We start from the raw sequence: 16,109 nt of genomic DNA on the forward strand, positions 1-16,109 counted from the left end.
GGAGAAGATATGGCAGTTTTGATTTTAGGTGGGGCAGGTTATATTGGCTCTCACATGGTTGACCGCTTGATTGAACAAGGTCAAGAAGACGTGGTGGTAGTGGATAATTTGGTCACAGGCCACCGTGCAGCCCTTCACCCTGAGGCTAAGTTTTATGAGGGTGACTTGGCAGATAAGGACTTTATGCGTCAGGTCTTCAAGGAAAATCCAAAAGTAGATGCGGTGATCCACTTTGCAGCCTACTCTCTTGTAGCAGAGTCTATGATTGAACCCCTAAAATACTTTGAGAATAATACATCAGGGATGGTCAATCTCCTTGAAGTGATGCGTGAGTTTGAAGTGAAGCACATTGTCTTTTCATCAACAGCAGCAACTTACGGCATTCCAGAAGAAATTCCTATCTTGGAGACAACACCACAACGTCCCATCAATCCTTATGGGGAAAGTAAGCTCATGATGGAAACCATCATGAAGTGGTCAGATGAAGCTTACGGTATCAGTTTTGTTGCTTTGCGTTACTTTAATGTGGCAGGTGCAAAACCAGATGGCTCTATCGGAGAAGATCACGGTCCTGAAACTCACTTATTGCCTATTATTTTACAGGTGGCGCAAGGCAAACGTGATAAGATCATGATTTTTGGTGATGATTATCAGACGCCAGATGGTACTAATGTGCGTGATTATGTGCATCCTTTTGACTTGGCAGATGCTCATCTATTGGCAGTGGATTATCTCCGTAAAGGAAATCCATCGTCAGCCTTTAACCTAGGATCATCGACTGGTTTTTCAAACCTTGAAATCCTAGAGGCTGCACGTCGAGTAACTGGAAAAGAAATCCCAGCAGAACTGGCTGATCGTCGTCCAGGAGACCCAGATACCTTGATTGCAAGCTCAGCTAAGGCACGTGAGGTTTTGGGCTGGAAGCCACAATTTGATGATATTGAGAAAATCATTGAGACAGCTTGGGCATGGCATTCAAGTCATCCAAATGGCTATGATGACCGAGACTAAGAATAATCATATGACAATTGTGATAAGGACAGCTAATGCCTTGTCACAATTTTTTTGATTTTCGTTAAAAATTTTTGTGCTTTAATAGAATTTTCTATATGATAGACTTATCATAAAAAAAGGAGAAAGCAGATGTTTACATTTCAAGAAGCGATTCAAGATTTTACCCCGATTTTAGCCAAGGATCTCAAAGACCTGTTGGCGACTCAGCAAGATGTGGTGGTCTTTATTGGACGTGAAACCTGTCCTTATTGCCAACGTTTTGCGCCTAAGTTATCTCGTGTGGCCAAAGAAAAGGGTGTCAAGGTTTATTTTTTACATAGTCAAAATCCAGCTGATTTAGTGGAAACACAGGCCTTGCGTGATGCCTATGGTGTGAAAACTGTTCCAGGGCTTTTAGTTGCAAAAGCTGGTCAGGTTAAAGTTGTTTGCGATTCCTCACTATCTGAGGAAGCTATTACAGCCTTCATCAACTAATCAGAAACCGAGCTTCTTCTTGCTCAAAGCCTGTAATTTTGCTATAGTAGTTTATGACTTTAGTATTTTGGAGGATAAGATGAACTTTAGCTTAATTATTATTTTAGTCATGATGGTAGGGATGATGTATTTCACCTCACGCCAACAAAAAAAACAGGCAACAGAGCGTCAAAATCAACTTAATGCCCTCGTTAAAGGGGATGAGGTAGTGACGATTGGTGGTATGTATGCCTTGATTGATGAGATTGATCAAGAAGCGCAGAAGGTTGTCTTGGATGTTGAAGGTGTTTATTTGACCTTTGAATTGTCAGCTATTAAACGCGTTGTCAAAAAAACGAGTGACACTGCAGAAAGTGCTGTCACTAGCGAAGTTGAAGCAGATGATGCTGCCATTCAAGAATAAGTAAAAACTCATGGCTAGTCCATGAGTTTTTTGAGTTTTTGTAGTTTATCACTAAGATAAGGCTCGCTTAAAACGAGGTAGCCTGATGTTGCTCGGTAGGGAGCATACAGTTGAAATTCAGGGAAATAGGGAATTTGTTTTTTGAGCTTGCTTAATTCAGTGTGATCCAGCCAAGTCGCATAGTAATTTTTTTCTTTTTTAAGATGGAGATCCATAGGATAATCGAGTGCCTGCTTGATCATGAGATGATAAATGTTAGTTTGCCAAGCAAGGTAACTTGGTTCAAAGCTTTGGTGGACACCTTGTGTTATCTGTTGGAAGATAACCTCCTCGCCTTCAAAAATAAGCGCTCGAATACTGATCACTTCATGCAGGTTGAGTAGGTTGCTTAGGTGAGCTAATTTTGTCTCCAACTTTTGATAAAGGGTATGGCTGATTGGAGGGGACACCAAACTTTCTTTGAGTTCTTGGTGCTGGTAGCTATTTTGACTAATGGCTAAAATTTGACTCTTAATATCTGCTAAAAATAAGATATGTAAGTCTTTTTGGATTTTATTTCCTTTGGTGATAATATCTGAGATACTATTGAGTTTGAGGTTAATCGTATCGGTTTGAGATAGGTAATGGTAGAGGTCTAAATTTTGAACAAACTGAGTAAGGTTTTCCAACTCTTTTAATATACCCACTTGTAACTCCCTATCCACAATAAAAACCTTATCACTATCCATAGCAAAGTTAATAATAGATTGAATATCACGTGCCTGATAACGACTATCGGCTACCTGATAAATCCTAGAATTTTGGTGCCGTGTTAAACAATTAACCCAAATCCCCATTTTTTGCATTTCAAGGCAAAGTAGTAAGGCGGTTTGACTTGATCCGATAATTCCAAAGGTTGTCATGACATCTCCTTTTTGTTTTATTTTATCAAAAGAAAGAGAGAAAGTCTTCTCAGGGATCACATTAGAAAAATTATCAAAACCGCCTAAATTATGGTAAAATACCAATAGCACAATTTTAGGATATCACGATTATGTTTAATTTTAAAAGAAAAAAGAAAATACTCAATTTAGAACACATTCCACATCATATTGGGATTATTATGGATGGTAATGGTCGGTGGGCTAAAAAGCGGATGCAGCCTCGTGTGTTTGGGCATAAGGCAGGTATGGATGCTCTTCAAAATGTGACCATTAAAGCTTCAGAGTTAGGTGTTAAGGTCTTAACGGTTTATGCCTTTTCGACAGAAAACTGGTCTCGCCCAGAAGATGAGGTCAAGTTTATTATGAATCTTCCTGTGGAATTTTTTGATAAATATGTCCCAGAACTCCATCGCAATAATGTTCGTGTCCAAATGATTGGTGAGCTTAATCGCTTACCCAAAGAAACCCTATCGGCTTTAGAGCGTGCCATTGAAAAAACCAAACATAACTCAGGTTTAGTGTTAAACTTTGCTTTGAATTATGGTGGTCGAGCTGAGATCACCAGTGCGATTAAGTTGATTGCACAAGATGTTTTAGAGGCGCGTTTTAATCCTGGAGATATTGATGAGGACTTGGTGGCTAATTATTTGATGACCAATCATTTGCCTTATCTTTATCGTGATCCAGACTTGGTGATTCGTACTAGCGGTGAGCTTCGCCTTAGTAATTTTTTACCTTGGCAAACTGCTTATAGTGAGTTTTACTTTACAGATGTTTTGTGGCCAGATTTTAACGCAGAGGAGTTAGAAAAAGCTATTTCAGATTTCAATCAACGCCATCGTCGCTTTGGTGGGGTTTAATTAAGGAGATATCATGCAACAAAGAGTGATTTATGGAGGAATAGCTTTGGCTATTTTCCTGCCATTTGTTTTTATTGGTGGACTTTCTTTCCAATTACTATTAGGAGCTTTAGCTGCTATTGGTGTATTTGAAATGTTAAGGATGAAGCAGTTAGAGCCCTTTTCATTTGAAGGAATTTTAGCCATGTTGGCAGCGATTGTGATGACCATTCCGATGGATCAATACCTGACCTTCCTTCCTACAGACAGTAGTTTTATCAGTTATGCTTTGGTCGTTTTTCTGATTTTGGCAGGAACGGTTTTAAATAGCAGAGAGTATTCTTTTGATGATGCTACTTTTGCGATTGCATCGAGCTTTTATATTGGTATCGGATTTCATAATCTCGCCCTAGCTCGCATCTCAGGACTAGATAAGGTACTGTTGGCTCTATTCATCGTCTGGGCGACAGATACAGGAGCTTATATGATTGGGCGACAAATTGGCCGTCGAAAATTATTGCCAAGGGTATCTCCTAACAAGACAGTTGAAGGTAGTCTTGGAGGGATAGCCAGCGCTGTTTTGGTCTCTTTTGTGTTTATGTTGGTTGATAAGAGTGTTTACGCCCCTCATAACTTTTTTGTGATGTTAATTTTAGTAGCCTTATTTTCAGTATTTGCCCAATTTGGTGATTTAGTTGAAAGTGCGATTAAACGTCACTATGGTGTGAAGGATTCTGGAAATCTTATCCCAGGTCATGGTGGAATTTTAGATCGTTTTGATAGTATGATTTTTGTCTTTCCGATTATGCACTTCTTTGGTTTATTTTAAGGAGGCAGTTGATGTTAGGGATTTTAACTTTCATATTAGTTTTTGGTATTATTGTAGTCGTCCATGAGTTTGGTCACTTCTATTTTGCCAAAAAATCAGGGATTCTGGTGCGTGAATTTGCCGTCGGTATGGGACCAAAAATCTTTGCCCATATTGGAAAAGATGGCACAGCTTATACCATTCGCATCTTGCCTTTAGGTGGTTATGTCCGTATGGCTGGATGGGGTGAGGACAAAACGGAGATTAAGACAGGAACACCCGCAAGCTTGACGGTTAATCCAGATGGCTTGGTCACGCGGATTAACCTATCAGGAAAGCAAATTGATCCAACTGCTCTTCCGATGAATGTCATCTCTTATGATTTAGAGGATAAACTGACTATCACAGGTTTGGTCTTAGAAGAAACAAAGACCTATCAGGTTGATCATGATGCCACTATTATTGAAGAGGATGGGACAGAGGTCCGTATCGCTCCTTTAGATGTTCAATATCAAAATGCTAGTGTTTTTGGACGGATGATTACTAACTTTGCAGGTCCTTTAAATAATTTCATTTTAGGGGTTTTGGTTTATATCCTTTTGATGTTTGCTCAAGGTGGGGTTCAAGATGTGACCACAAACCATGTCCAAGTGGTTGAAAATGGGGCTCTTGCTCAAGCAGGTCTTAAAAATAATGACCAGATATTAGCTATCGAGGGGATTAAAATTAGTAACTGGGAGGATCTCGTGTCAGCTGTAGATGAGACGACAAAAAATATGAAGTCTGATCAAGTGCTTCATTTAACGGTGAAGTCTGACAATACGGATAAGGAAATAGAAGTTGCTCCTAAAAAATCAGGCGATCGCTATCTCTTAGGTGTCTCACCAGGTCTGAAAACAGGATTTTTTGAGAAAATCGTTGGTGGGATAACGCTAGCTTGGGATCGCGCCTTCCTCATCCTAGATGCTTTTAAAAATTTAATTTTACAACCAGATCTTAACAAATTAGGTGGGCCAGTTGCCATGTATCAGATGACAAGCAGTGCAGCCCAGTCAGGATTGATAGCTGTTTTGAATTTGATGGGGCTTTTGTCCATTAACTTGGGAATTTTTAACCTCTTTCCCATTCCAGCCCTTGATGGTGGAAAGCTAGTGATGAATATCTTAGAAGCCATTCGTAAAAAACCTCTTAAACAAGAAACCGAAACCTATATTACCTTGGCAGGAGTTGTTTTTATGGTCTTGTTGATGGTTGCTGTGACATGGAACGATATTGTGCGTGCCTTTTTCTAAAAAAGTGAAATGGAGATTTAATAAAACAATGAAACAAAGTCAAATGCTTATTCCAACACTTCGCGAAATGCCAAGTGATGCCCAAGTTATCAGCCATGCCTTGATGGTGCGTGCGGGCTATGTTCGCCAGATTTCAGCAGGGATTTATGCTTATCTTCCACTTGCTAATCGAGTGATTGAAAAAGCAAAAAATATCATGCGAGAAGAGTTTGAAAAAATTGGAGCTATCGAGATGTTAGCACCAGCTCTTTTAACCGCTGACCTTTGGCGCGAATCAGGACGCTATGAAACTTATGGCGAGGACCTTTACAAATTAAAAAACCGAGACAAGTCTGACTTTATCTTGGGTCCAACCCACGAAGAGACTTTTACCGCTCTTGTGCGTGATGCGGTGAAATCTTATAAGCAATTACCACTTAGCCTTTATCAAATTCAGCCAAAATACCGCGATGAAAAACGTCCACGTTATGGTCTGCTCCGTACACGTGAGTTCATCATGAAAGATGCCTATAGTTTCCACCCTAACTATGACAGTTTGGATGCGACCTATGAGGACTATAGAAAGGCTTATGAAGCTATCTTTACACGCACAGGCTTAGAGTTTAAAGGAATCATCGGTGATGGTGGTGCTATGGGCGGAAAAGATAGCCAAGAGTTTATGGCGATTACAGCTGATCGTACAGACCTTGATCACTGGTTGGTACTTGATAAAGCGATTAGCTCTATTGATGAGATCCCGACAGATGTTTTAGAAGAGATTAAAGCAGAGCTAACATCATGGTTAGTTGCTGGTGAGGATACCATTGCTTACTCTAGCGAATCTAACTATGCTGCCAATCTTGAGATGGCGACAGATCTCTATAAGCCAAGTACAGTGGTTGTGGCAGAAGAAGAAGTTGTCAAAGTTGCCACACCAGATTGTAAGTCTATTGATGATGTTGCAGCTTTCTTGGAAGTTGAGGAAACACAAACCATCAAAACTCTTCTCTTTATGGCAGATGGTCAACCAGTTGTTGCACTTTTAGTGGGCAATGACCAAGTCAATGATGTGAAGTTGAAAAACTACCTTGGAGCAGATTTCTTAGAGCCAGCAACAGAAGCAGAAGCACAAACTATCTTTGGGGCAAGCTTTGGCTCACTTGGTCCTGTTAACTTACCAGATACAGTTAAAATTATCGCTGACCGTAAGGTACAGGATAGTCGCAATGCTGTAACAGGAGCTAACGAAGATGGTTTCCATTTGACAGGAGTTAACCCAGGACGTGACTTTACAGCAGAATATGTCGATATTCGTGAAGTTCGTGAAGGAGAACTTTCACCAGATGGTCAAGGTGTCTTGAAGTTTGCGCGTGGTATCGAAGTTGGTCATATCTTCAAACTAGGGACACGTTACTCAGATAGTATGGGGGCTACGATCCTTGATGAAAATGGCAAGGCAACTCCTATGGTTATGGGATGTTATGGTATCGGTGTTAGCCGTATCTTGTCAGCGGTCTTAGAGCAACACGCTCGTATCTTTGTTAATAAAACACCAAAAGGTGATTTCCGTTATGCTTGGGGAATTAATTTCCCTGAAGAATTGGCACCGTTTGATGTTCACTTGATTACTGTTAATGTCAAAGATGAGGCTGCTCAAGAATTGACCGCTCGTATTGAAAAAGACCTGATGGCTGCTAAATATGAGGTGTTGACAGATGACCGCAACGAACGTGTCGGCTCTAAATTCTCAGATAGTGATCTGATTGGTCTTCCAATTCGTGTCACTATCGGGAAAAAAGCATCCGAAGGTATTGTTGAAGTCAAGATTAAAGCGACTGGTGATACCATTGAGGTTAATGCTGAAAACTTGATTGAAACACTAGAAATTTTGACGGCTAAAGCCTAGTCATAAATGGATTTTAAAAAGTGAGAACAAATCGTATGTTAACGGTTGTTCTCACTTTTTTATTAAAAAACTTTTGGAAACTCATTTGAAATAAGGTATAATAGTAAAAATACATTGAACTTGGGAGAGGGTATGTTTACGGGAGTGTCTTGGGATAATAGGGAGAGTCTAAAAGCTTGTTTGATGGCTAGATTAAAGGTCATAATACTTTTAGTGGCTATGATGCTTTTCTCTTTAGTTCTTTTTCCTTTTCTAAAAAAGTACTATGCCAGCACGGTAGATTATAAATCACTTTATCAAGTGGTGCTGAACAATTATCAATCTGCTATTGAGGAATACGCCACAGGTCTGCCTTTAAAAGCCACAACAGGTGATGTGAATCTGAAAGTGCTACAATCTCCCAGTCGCAATCCTTCTTATCAATATATGGATTTAGAAGGGGACGGTATTGATGAGTTGATTATTGCCTTTCATGATGGTTCAGATGAGGTCGAAGTGTTAGCTGCTTATACCGTTGCCTTTTACGGTTTGAAAAAATTACCTGCTGATCTGATTCACTTATCTAATGATGACACAAGACAAGGGCAATGGACAGCTTTTGATGTTTCTGATTTGGTGAGCATGGCAGTAGATGATATGGTAAAAGGTGATTTTTCCTCTATCAAAGGACAGTGGGAGTCTAAAGATGGGCATCAGTTAGAATTTAGTGCAGCTGGTCTTCTTACAATTGATCATCAATCGGCTACAGATCATCTTTCAGACCTAATAGGAAACCAGATCTTCCTTGGGGACCATGTCCTTATTCCAGAGTCTTTTGCGGTTAACGATGCTGTCAAAGGAAGAGCGACAGGTTTTGTGGTAGCTGAAAACAGATTGAGTATAGAAGCCCTTTATTTTATCCCAAGAGGAATAGCCTACTCATCTTCAGATGCTAGTCGTGATAGGATTGTCACGGTTGCCAACCAAGCTGTTTTTTATCGTGAGAAAGAGCAGTAATAGTAATGCAAAAAGGCTAGGTAAGACATCAGAGATGTCTTACCTAGCCTTTTGTCTGTTCTCTCTGTTAAAGAGGCTTTTTTGATGGGAAATCTTGCAACTGTGTTACAATAAAAGTGATGAAAGCGCCATCAACACCATTTGTCAAAATATGAGACATTAAAAATAATCTCCGTCATTTCTTCGGTGCTTTCTGTAGCACCGTCAGCTATCCAGAGGGTGATGATACTCTCTATACTAGCTACCAGCATTTCAAGGGCATATTTCTCTGGGATATGGTAGCTATTGGCTAAGTCTGAAACGACCATTGGGGAGTTTTTAATCATATTTTTTAAAAAGATGGTGATAGTCTGAGAAAAGTCTGTAAAACTACTTTTTGAAATGGCATAGATAAAGGTAAAGTCATTTTTGAGGTAATCTAGCGCCGCTTTTATGGTTGCTTTGGGATTAAGGTCTGTATCTTCTAATATCTGAGTCAGTTGAGCCAGTGTCTCTGCTTTGAGCTGATCCATCATGTCATATTTATCAATGTAGTGAAGGTAAAAGGTACCTCGGTTGATGCCAGCTTTTCTGGTGAGTTTACTGACAGAGATATCTTCAAACTTTTCTTCTAACAATAAGCTAGCCAGGCTGTCTTTGATGATAGTTTTGGTTTGTGTTTGTCTTTTTTGCATAGGAACCTCTTAAATCAACACTTTGTTCAAAAGTGATGGTTGCTTTTTCTTTCTCGTCATTATATACTATTTCAGTAATTAAATCAACATGTTGTTGATATAAAACAAAGGAGATTATCATGGCTTACATTGAAGTAAAACATTCTTATAAACGTTATCAGATGGGTGAGACAGAAATCATTGCCAATAACGATATTAATTTTGACATAGAAAAAGGAGAGCTAGTGATTATCTTGGGTTCTTCAGGAGCTGGTAAGTCAACGGTTCTCAATATTTTAGGTGGAATGGACACAAACGATGAGGGAAATGTCATCATTGATGGGGTAGATATTTCTAATTATAATGCCAAGCAGTTAACAACCTATCGCCGAGAAGATGTGGGCTTTGTGTTTCAATTTTATAACTTGGTATCTAATCTGACAGCTAAGGAAAATGTTGAGTTGGCATCTGAGATTGTCAAAGACGCACGGGATGCAACAGCAACTTTAGAAGATGTTGGTCTGGGTCAGAGGATTAATAACTTTCCAGCGCAATTATCTGGTGGGGAGCAACAAAGGGTAGCGATTGCACGAGCAGTTGCTAAAAATCCTAAAATCCTTTTGTGTGATGAGCCGACGGGTGCCTTAGATTATAAGACAGGTAAACAAGTGTTAAAAATCTTACAAGACATGGCACGTGTTAAAGGGTCAACCGTTATTATTGTTACCCATAATGGAGCTTTGGCACCGATTGCAGATCGTGTCATTCGGATGCATGATGCGCGTGTGCAAAGTATTGATATCAATCCTAATCCTCAAAAGATTGAAGACTTAGAGTATTAAGGAGGTCGTCAAGTGGTTGGAAAAACGTATTGGAAGGATCTTAGACAATCCTTCTCAACTTCAAAAGGTCGTGTGTTATCCATAGTTTCCTTAATGGCTTTAGGCTCTTTTGCTTTGATTGGGCTTAAAGTATCAGGACCAGATATTAGAACAACTGGAGAGGACTTTTTTAGAGAACACCAAACAGCAGATCTTTTTGTTATTAATAATTATGGTTTGGATAGCTCAGACACTAAAATTTTGGATGGTTTAGATGATGAAGCGACGGTTGAGTATGGCTATTTCAAAGATGTTGTGGTTAAAGATAGCACGAGTGCATTTCGCCTTTTTTCAAAACCAGAAACCTTATCGACCTATGACTTAGTTGAGGGAAAATTACCAATAAAACGTGGTGAAATCGCCCTTTCTGCAGCCTATCAAGATGATTATAAGATAGGAGATACCATTGACTTTACAGAAAAAGCGGGTCAAAATGGGGAAAAGGTCCTAAAAGATCACAGTTATAAAATTGTTGGTTTTGTCAACTCCTCAGAGTTGTTGTCTCGTGTTAATCTTGGACAAACGACAGCAGGTAGTGGTGAGCTAAATGGTTACGGTGTGGTGACTGATACAAGCTTTGATTCAGATGTTTATATGATAGCACGGGTTGCTTATGATGATTTACGAAGCATTAGCCCTTATGAGCAAATCTACATCGATCAAGTCTATGAAGATAAAAAAGCTGTCACTAAACTTTTGGAAAACCAACCGAGTGTTCGTTTAGCAGAGCTTAAAGAAGAGGGGCAAAAAACCATTGATGAAGGGTATGCTAAAATCACAGCTACTAAAAAAGAACTCAGTGATGCAAAGGCGCAACTCAATCAGGCGCAAGCGCAAATCACTGAGCAAGAAAACCAATTAAATGCTGCCAAGGCTGTTTATGGTGCAGCTGCCGTGGCAGAGCAAGAAAGCCAACTTCAAGCCGCCAAAGAGAGTCTAGCAGAAAAAACCAAGGCTTATCACAGCAAAAAAGCCCAGGCTGATAAAGAGCTAGCTGAAAAAGAAGCTGCTCTAGAGGAGGCGCAAGATAGCCTAGATAATCTTGAACAACCAACCTATGAAACCTATACACGCCGAGAAATCCCAGGATCAGAAGGCTATGTTTCTTATGAAAATAACGCCTCAGTGATTGATGCAGTCGGCAATATCTTCCCTGTTGTGCTTTATTTCATTGCGGCGCTTGTTACCTTTACAACGATGGCGCGCTTTGTAGATGAGGAGCGCCTAAAAGCAGGAACACTCAAAGCTCTAGGCTACGATAACCGCTCTATTGTTCGGAAGTTTGTTCTCTATGGTTTTGTGACCAGTATGATCGGAACAGCCATCGGAATATTGGCTGGGCACTTGCTTTTACCAAGTATCATCTACAGTACCTACGCCTCTAAGTTGGTTGTCGCTCCGATTGAGCTTCATTTTTACCCAGTAAAAACCTTACTAGCTATCCTACTTGGTTTACTGAGTAGCGTGGTGCCAGCTTTACTGGTAGCGCGTAAAGAGTTGGCTGAAAAGCCAGCCCAGCTTCTTCTCCCTAAACCACCAGCATCTGGCTCAAAAATCTTGATGGAGCGCATCACACCGATCTGGTCTCGTATGAGCTTTACACAAAAGGTGACCGCTAGAAATATTTTCCGTTATAAACAACGGATGTTGATGACCATTTTTGGCGTTTGTGGCTCCATTGCCCTCTTATTTGCAGGATTGGGTGTCCGATCTTCTATTGCTGACCTTAATAATCGTCAGTTTAATGACATCATCAAGTATGATATGATCGTGGCTGAAAATAATCATTTAAGTAGTAGTCAAGAAAAGGACTTGAATCAACTGTTAAACTCAGATGATGTCAAGAGCCACTTATCTGTTCATTATGAAACCCTAACAAAAGTCGCAGGAGACAATAATGATGAACAAAGCATCACCACCCTTGTCACAGATGGGAAAGATGATGCGACATTTAGAAAATACATCAATTTGGTGAATCGTACAGATGGCAAGGCTTTGCATTTAGACCAAGATGGTGTGGTGATTTCAGAAAAATTAGCTGATTTGACAGGTGTTAAAGTAGGGGATACCCTCACTGTTAAGAATGCTGATGGAAAAAGTATCAAACTTAAGATTTCAGGTATTGCAGAGATGTACATGAGTCACTTTATCTTTATGAGTCAAGACTATTATGAAAAAGCCTTTGGCACATCTGTTGACTACAACGCTGATCTGCTGATGCTAAAAGATGACTCTACTAAAAACACCAATGCTGTTGCCACAGATTTTATGGACCTTGCAGCCGTTAAAGGTGTTGTTCAAAATACCACTCTTAAAGAGCAAGTTAACACCATTGTGGATTCTCTTAACCGTGTTATGTATATTATGATCATTACCTCTGTCTTACTTGCAGTTGTCATTCTTTATAACCTGACTAATGTCAATGTAGCAGAGCGCATCCGTGAGTTATCCACCATTAAAGTACTTGGTTTTTATGATAAGGAAGTGACCATGTATATCTATCGTGAAACCATGTACCTTTCCTTAATCGGGATTTTAGTAGGCTTTGGTATGGGGTATGCCTTACACAGCTATATGCTTCTCATTATCCCACCAGATACGGTCATGTTTAACCCCGCAGTCGGTTGGCTTATCTATGCTGTACCAGCTGGTGTTGTTATCTTGATTCTCATCATTTTAGGCATCATTGTCAACCAATGGCTCAAAAAAATCGACATGCTCGAAGCCCTAAAAAGTGTAGAGTAAAAATAAGATACTTTTGCGTTAAACCAAGATACTAAGCCCGTAAAAAATCCGTATGAAAATAGGGCTCAACCGCCGTGTCGCATGACACAAGAGCGAGCATCATTTTCACAAGGATTTTAGGGCGAGTTCAATTATAAGATACTGATAGAGCAAGAAGAAATAGGAGATTTGACACAGGACATTTCAGTCCAAGGAAGATCTATCATTTTCTCACAGTCTTCCGCTCACAGTTCAATTAAAGCTACCAAATCTTTTTTCGATTTTTTAAGCTTGTTTTAAGTTCCTATGGCTATACTATAGTCATCCTAAAACTTTTCTTTTTCATAAATCTCCTAACTTCCCTTACATTTGTGAGGGAAGTTTTTTTGCTTACTAGTGTTTTTGTCATCTAGCGGTAAGTAAAAAAAGATCAGGCAGGAGCTGAAAGCCCTACCTGATCAAGGAGATTTATGAAAAAGAAAAGTTTTAGGATGTTTATAGTATAAGTTGCTCAGCTTAAGCGAGGCTTAACACAACCTTTCGTAAAACTTAAGTTTTAAGGGATAAGGAATTAAAAAAATCTTCAAAAATCGTCATTTTTTTCATTAAAATACTTGACAAATCGCTTGTTATACTACATATAACAAGCCTTGACTTTACAGCCAAGGCTTTCTAAAAGTTTTTTAATATGGAGAAAAATATGTCTAAGAAAACAAAAGTTTTATCAGGTTTGGCTCTTGTTGCAGGGACGGTCGCAATCAGCGCCAATGCCCAAGCAGAAGAGGTAACAGCACCAATTACCACTGAAACACCTGTAACAACCGCTCAGGAAGCAACTGAGACCAAGGTGACGACAGAGGTGTTAGCGCAAGCCTCAGAGGTGGTGACAAGCACACAAGCAAGTGCAGACAGTCAAGCAAGCGTGGTAGCGAAAGCTTCATCAGAAGTTGCCTCGCAATCAGCCGTGGTGTCTTCTCTTACCTCAGAAGTGGCAAAAGCCAATGTGACAGAGCAAGATTTGAGCAATGCTCAAGCTACTATTGAGAGCGCACAAGGACAGGTAACGGCAACCTCAGAAGCCTTAAAAACCGCTCAAGAGACAGAGACGACTGCACAAGATAAGGTATCTTCTCAAGAAAGCCTAGTCGCTGATGCCCAAACGAAGGCTAGCGAGACGGCTAGTGCGGTGGCTGAGGCTCAATCGAAAGTAGATGCTTTGAGTAGTTCTACGGACACTACGGCTCTTGAACAGAACGTTGCTGACCTTACAACTAAGGTAGCTAGCGACAAAGATGCGGTATCTTCTGCCCAGTCAGCTCTTGAGTCGGCTAAAGACGGCACTGTTTTGAAAAATAACCAAGAACAAGCAAAAGTTGCCGTAGATGATGCTAAGTCTAGTTTAGCAACTGCTGAGATTGAAGCTATATCCAAAGGTTCTGTTGTTTCTTCTGCTCAAGGTTCTTTATCTACCGCTCAGGCAAATAAAAATAATGCAGACACTAAGGTATCTTCTAGTCAATCTGCTCTCAACTCAGCAAATAATGACTTTGCTAACTTAATGGCATCTACTCCAGCCCCTCAAAATATGTCCTATTTTAATCAGGCTGACCCACGTTGGAGTTCTATGTACTTTGGTACTTCTACTATGGGGTTATCAGGGTGTGTGCCTGCATCTGTAGCTAACGTTATCACAAGTTTAACTGGCAGAACTGTTCTACCTACAGAAGTAGCAAGCTACCTTTACAACAATACAAATGAATTTAATAAAACTGGGGTAGGAGCTTCATCTACTGGTGTTTATTTAGCATTACAAAACTGGGGGTTAACTCCTACCAACTTAGCTAATGTATCTGAGGTTGAAACTGCTCTTAAACAAGGACATACTTTGCTGGTAGCAGTGGAAAAAGACAAATTCACACCGTATGGGGGTACGCATGAGCTTGTCTTGAAGGGGTATTCAAACGGTTCTACTTACGCTTATGACCCTTATACAAGAGCTAATATTGGATGGTATCCTGTACGAAACTTGTGGGCTGAGCAAAGTACAGACCCTATGGATACTAAAGGTTTAGTATCGACTTTCATCAAAGTAACTACTAACACAATGAATCAAAAAGAGACTGCCATTAAAACTGCACAAACTTCTTTAAACCAAGCTAGGTCAGAGCAAACTGTTGCAGCAACTAATTTGTCTCAGGCTCAGGCATCTTATGATACTGCTCTTTCTGGTTACAACGAGGCACAAACAGTGGTTTCTAAGGCTAAAGCAGAATTACAAAATGCTGAGAATAACTTATCTTCACTAATGAGTAGTTTTGTAGATTTAACCCCTTACGAACAAGTCCTTACCGAAGCTCAAGCAACCCTATCTCAAGACGAGCAAGCTTTGCAGTCTGCTAAGGAAACCCTTGCTCTTGCTAAGGCTAGTGCTACTGACAAGGCTATTGCTCTCTCTAAGGCTCAGGCAATCCTTACTTCTGCAAAAGAGGCGGATACTCTTGCTCAGTCAACTTTAGCTGAGGCTCAGGCTACTCTAGCGCAATTAAAAGCAGAACTCAGTCAATCTCAAAGTGCTACCGCAGATGCTAAAACAGCTTACACCAATGCTCAAGCTACTCTTGAGACAGCCAAAGCTCAACTAGAGGCTATGAAAACAGCTCAAGCTAACTTGCCAAGTCTAGTGGAACAACTCACTCAAGCACAGGCTAAGTTAGAAGAGTTAGAAGCGCTCTTAGCTACAGAAGAGGAAAATCTAGCAGACCTAGAAGCTATCGCAGATGAAGCCCTTGCTATCTATGAAGATCTGCTTGCTCAATACCAAACGCAAGAAGTCCAAGCTCAACGCGATGCCATCATCAAAAACGGTGGTCAACCAGTTGCTATCAAGGATGAAAACGGCGTTATTGTTGCTTATGTAGATGGTAAAGCAGATGAGAAACAAGCTATCCAAACAGCTTACAACAAAGCTGTCACTAAACAAGTCTCAGCTAAAGTCCTAAAAGAAAAACCACAAGCAAACTATCAAGCTAAATCAGCTAGCCTGCCAAATACAGGAGATGACCAAACTGCTATCTTCTCACTGATGGGACTAATGGTCATTGGTTTAGCTGGAGGGTTACGAAAACGTAAAGGATAACCTAAAAAATCTTCTTACTCTTTAGGAGTAGGAAGATTTTTACGTATTCTCCTAAAATATGGTAAAATAAAGGTCAGAATA

General features: G+C 40.1%; 13 protein-coding genes. 11 read left to right on the forward strand and 2 right to left on the reverse strand.

The features are described 5' to 3' along the window. The first annotated feature begins 9 nt into the window (after positions 1-9). The 3 genes from galE to yajC all read left to right on the forward strand — a co-directional run bounded on the left by galE (position 10) and on the right by yajC (position 1,891). The gene (gene galE, locus ACEE75_RS01575; protein WP_447575293.1) at positions 10-1,011 is read left to right on the forward strand and encodes a UDP-glucose 4-epimerase GalE; all 1,002 of its coding nucleotides are present in this window, start codon (positions 10-12) and stop codon (positions 1,009-1,011) included. 132 nt (positions 1,012-1,143) lie between these two features. Beyond that, positions 1,144-1,488 (forward strand): thioredoxin domain-containing protein, encoded by a 345-nt coding sequence (locus ACEE75_RS01580; protein WP_427894840.1) that lies wholly within the window; start codon positions 1,144-1,146, stop codon positions 1,486-1,488. A gap of 79 nt (positions 1,489-1,567) precedes the next feature. Beyond that, complete coding sequence (gene yajC, locus ACEE75_RS01585; protein ID WP_354367524.1) at positions 1,568-1,891, forward strand: preprotein translocase subunit YajC; 324 nt, start codon at positions 1,568-1,570, stop codon at positions 1,889-1,891. A gap of 14 nt (positions 1,892-1,905) precedes the next feature. Here yajC and ACEE75_RS01590 read toward each other — a convergent pair whose 3' ends face one another. Next, on the reverse strand, positions 1,906-2,793 hold the full coding sequence (locus ACEE75_RS01590; protein WP_427894842.1) for a hypothetical protein: 888 nt from the start codon (positions 2,791-2,793) through the stop codon (positions 1,906-1,908). A gap of 131 nt (positions 2,794-2,924) precedes the next feature. Between ACEE75_RS01590 and ACEE75_RS01595 the strand changes: the two genes are divergently transcribed. The 5 genes from ACEE75_RS01595 (at position 2,925) to ACEE75_RS01615 (ending at position 8,634) form a co-directional block, all read left to right on the forward strand. Continuing rightward, a complete protein-coding gene (locus tag ACEE75_RS01595; protein ID WP_447575294.1) occupies positions 2,925-3,674 on the forward strand; it encodes an isoprenyl transferase in 750 nt (249 codons plus the stop codon). Between the two features lie 13 nt (positions 3,675-3,687). Further along, positions 3,688-4,482 (forward strand): phosphatidate cytidylyltransferase, encoded by a 795-nt coding sequence (locus tag ACEE75_RS01600; protein ID WP_447575295.1) that lies wholly within the window; start codon positions 3,688-3,690, stop codon positions 4,480-4,482. An 11-nt stretch (positions 4,483-4,493) separates the two neighbouring features. Continuing rightward, positions 4,494-5,753, forward strand: a complete 1,260-nt coding sequence (gene rseP / locus ACEE75_RS01605; protein WP_447575296.1) for an RIP metalloprotease RseP — start codon at positions 4,494-4,496, stop codon at positions 5,751-5,753. A gap of 28 nt (positions 5,754-5,781) precedes the next feature. Then, on the forward strand, positions 5,782-7,638 hold the full coding sequence (locus tag ACEE75_RS01610; RefSeq protein ID WP_447575297.1) for a proline--tRNA ligase: 1,857 nt from the start codon (positions 5,782-5,784) through the stop codon (positions 7,636-7,638). 183 nt (positions 7,639-7,821) lie between these two features. After that, positions 7,822-8,634 carry a hypothetical protein gene (locus ACEE75_RS01615; RefSeq protein WP_449173556.1) on the forward strand — a complete coding sequence of 271 codons (813 nt, stop codon included), beginning with the start codon at positions 7,822-7,824 and terminating at the stop codon, positions 8,632-8,634. Between the two features lie 131 nt (positions 8,635-8,765). On the opposite strand, the gene ACEE75_RS01620 is transcribed toward ACEE75_RS01615, so the two are convergent. Then, on the reverse strand, positions 8,766-9,308 hold the full coding sequence (locus ACEE75_RS01620; protein WP_447575299.1) for a TetR/AcrR family transcriptional regulator: 543 nt from the start codon (positions 9,306-9,308) through the stop codon (positions 8,766-8,768). A 119-nt stretch (positions 9,309-9,427) separates the two neighbouring features. Between ACEE75_RS01620 and ACEE75_RS01625 the strand changes: the two genes are divergently transcribed. The 3 genes from ACEE75_RS01625 (at position 9,428) to ACEE75_RS01635 (ending at position 16,028) form a co-directional block, all read left to right on the forward strand. Continuing rightward, a complete protein-coding gene (locus ACEE75_RS01625) occupies positions 9,428-10,129 on the forward strand; it encodes an ABC transporter ATP-binding protein (protein ID WP_447575300.1) in 702 nt (233 codons plus the stop codon). Between the two features lie 12 nt (positions 10,130-10,141). Further along, on the forward strand, positions 10,142-12,913 hold the full coding sequence (locus tag ACEE75_RS01630; RefSeq protein ID WP_447575301.1) for an FtsX-like permease family protein: 2,772 nt from the start codon (positions 10,142-10,144) through the stop codon (positions 12,911-12,913). 679 nt (positions 12,914-13,592) lie between these two features. Beyond that, the gene (locus ACEE75_RS01635) at positions 13,593-16,028 is read left to right on the forward strand and encodes an LPXTG cell wall anchor domain-containing protein (protein WP_449164817.1); all 2,436 of its coding nucleotides are present in this window, start codon (positions 13,593-13,595) and stop codon (positions 16,026-16,028) included. Positions 16,029-16,109: the final 81 nt, after the last annotated feature.

The organism is Streptococcus sp. 11273D007BT, from assembly GCF_053547195.1.

Excerpts from the sequence above, each read along its gene's own strand:
- galE (WP_447575293.1), top strand. The coding sequence starts at position 10 with ATGGCAGTTTTGATTTTAGGTGGGGCAGGTTATATTGGCTCTCACATG.
- ACEE75_RS01580 (WP_427894840.1), top strand. The coding sequence starts at position 1,144 with ATGTTTACATTTCAAGAAGCGATTCAAGATTTTACCCCGATTTTAGCC.
- yajC (WP_354367524.1), top strand. The coding sequence starts at position 1,568 with ATGAACTTTAGCTTAATTATTATTTTAGTCATGATGGTAGGGATGATG.
- ACEE75_RS01590 (WP_427894842.1), bottom strand. The coding sequence starts at position 2,793 with ATGACAACCTTTGGAATTATCGGATCAAGTCAAACCGCCTTACTACTT.
- ACEE75_RS01595 (WP_447575294.1), top strand. The coding sequence starts at position 2,925 with ATGTTTAATTTTAAAAGAAAAAAGAAAATACTCAATTTAGAACACATT.
- ACEE75_RS01600 (WP_447575295.1), top strand. The coding sequence starts at position 3,688 with ATGCAACAAAGAGTGATTTATGGAGGAATAGCTTTGGCTATTTTCCTG.
- rseP (WP_447575296.1), top strand. The coding sequence starts at position 4,494 with ATGTTAGGGATTTTAACTTTCATATTAGTTTTTGGTATTATTGTAGTC.
- ACEE75_RS01610 (WP_447575297.1), top strand. The coding sequence starts at position 5,782 with ATGAAACAAAGTCAAATGCTTATTCCAACACTTCGCGAAATGCCAAGT.
- ACEE75_RS01615 (WP_449173556.1), top strand. The coding sequence starts at position 7,822 with ATGGCTAGATTAAAGGTCATAATACTTTTAGTGGCTATGATGCTTTTC.
- ACEE75_RS01620 (WP_447575299.1), bottom strand. The coding sequence starts at position 9,308 with ATGCAAAAAAGACAAACACAAACCAAAACTATCATCAAAGACAGCCTG.
- ACEE75_RS01625 (WP_447575300.1), top strand. The coding sequence starts at position 9,428 with ATGGCTTACATTGAAGTAAAACATTCTTATAAACGTTATCAGATGGGT.
- ACEE75_RS01635 (WP_449164817.1), top strand. The coding sequence starts at position 13,593 with ATGTCTAAGAAAACAAAAGTTTTATCAGGTTTGGCTCTTGTTGCAGGG.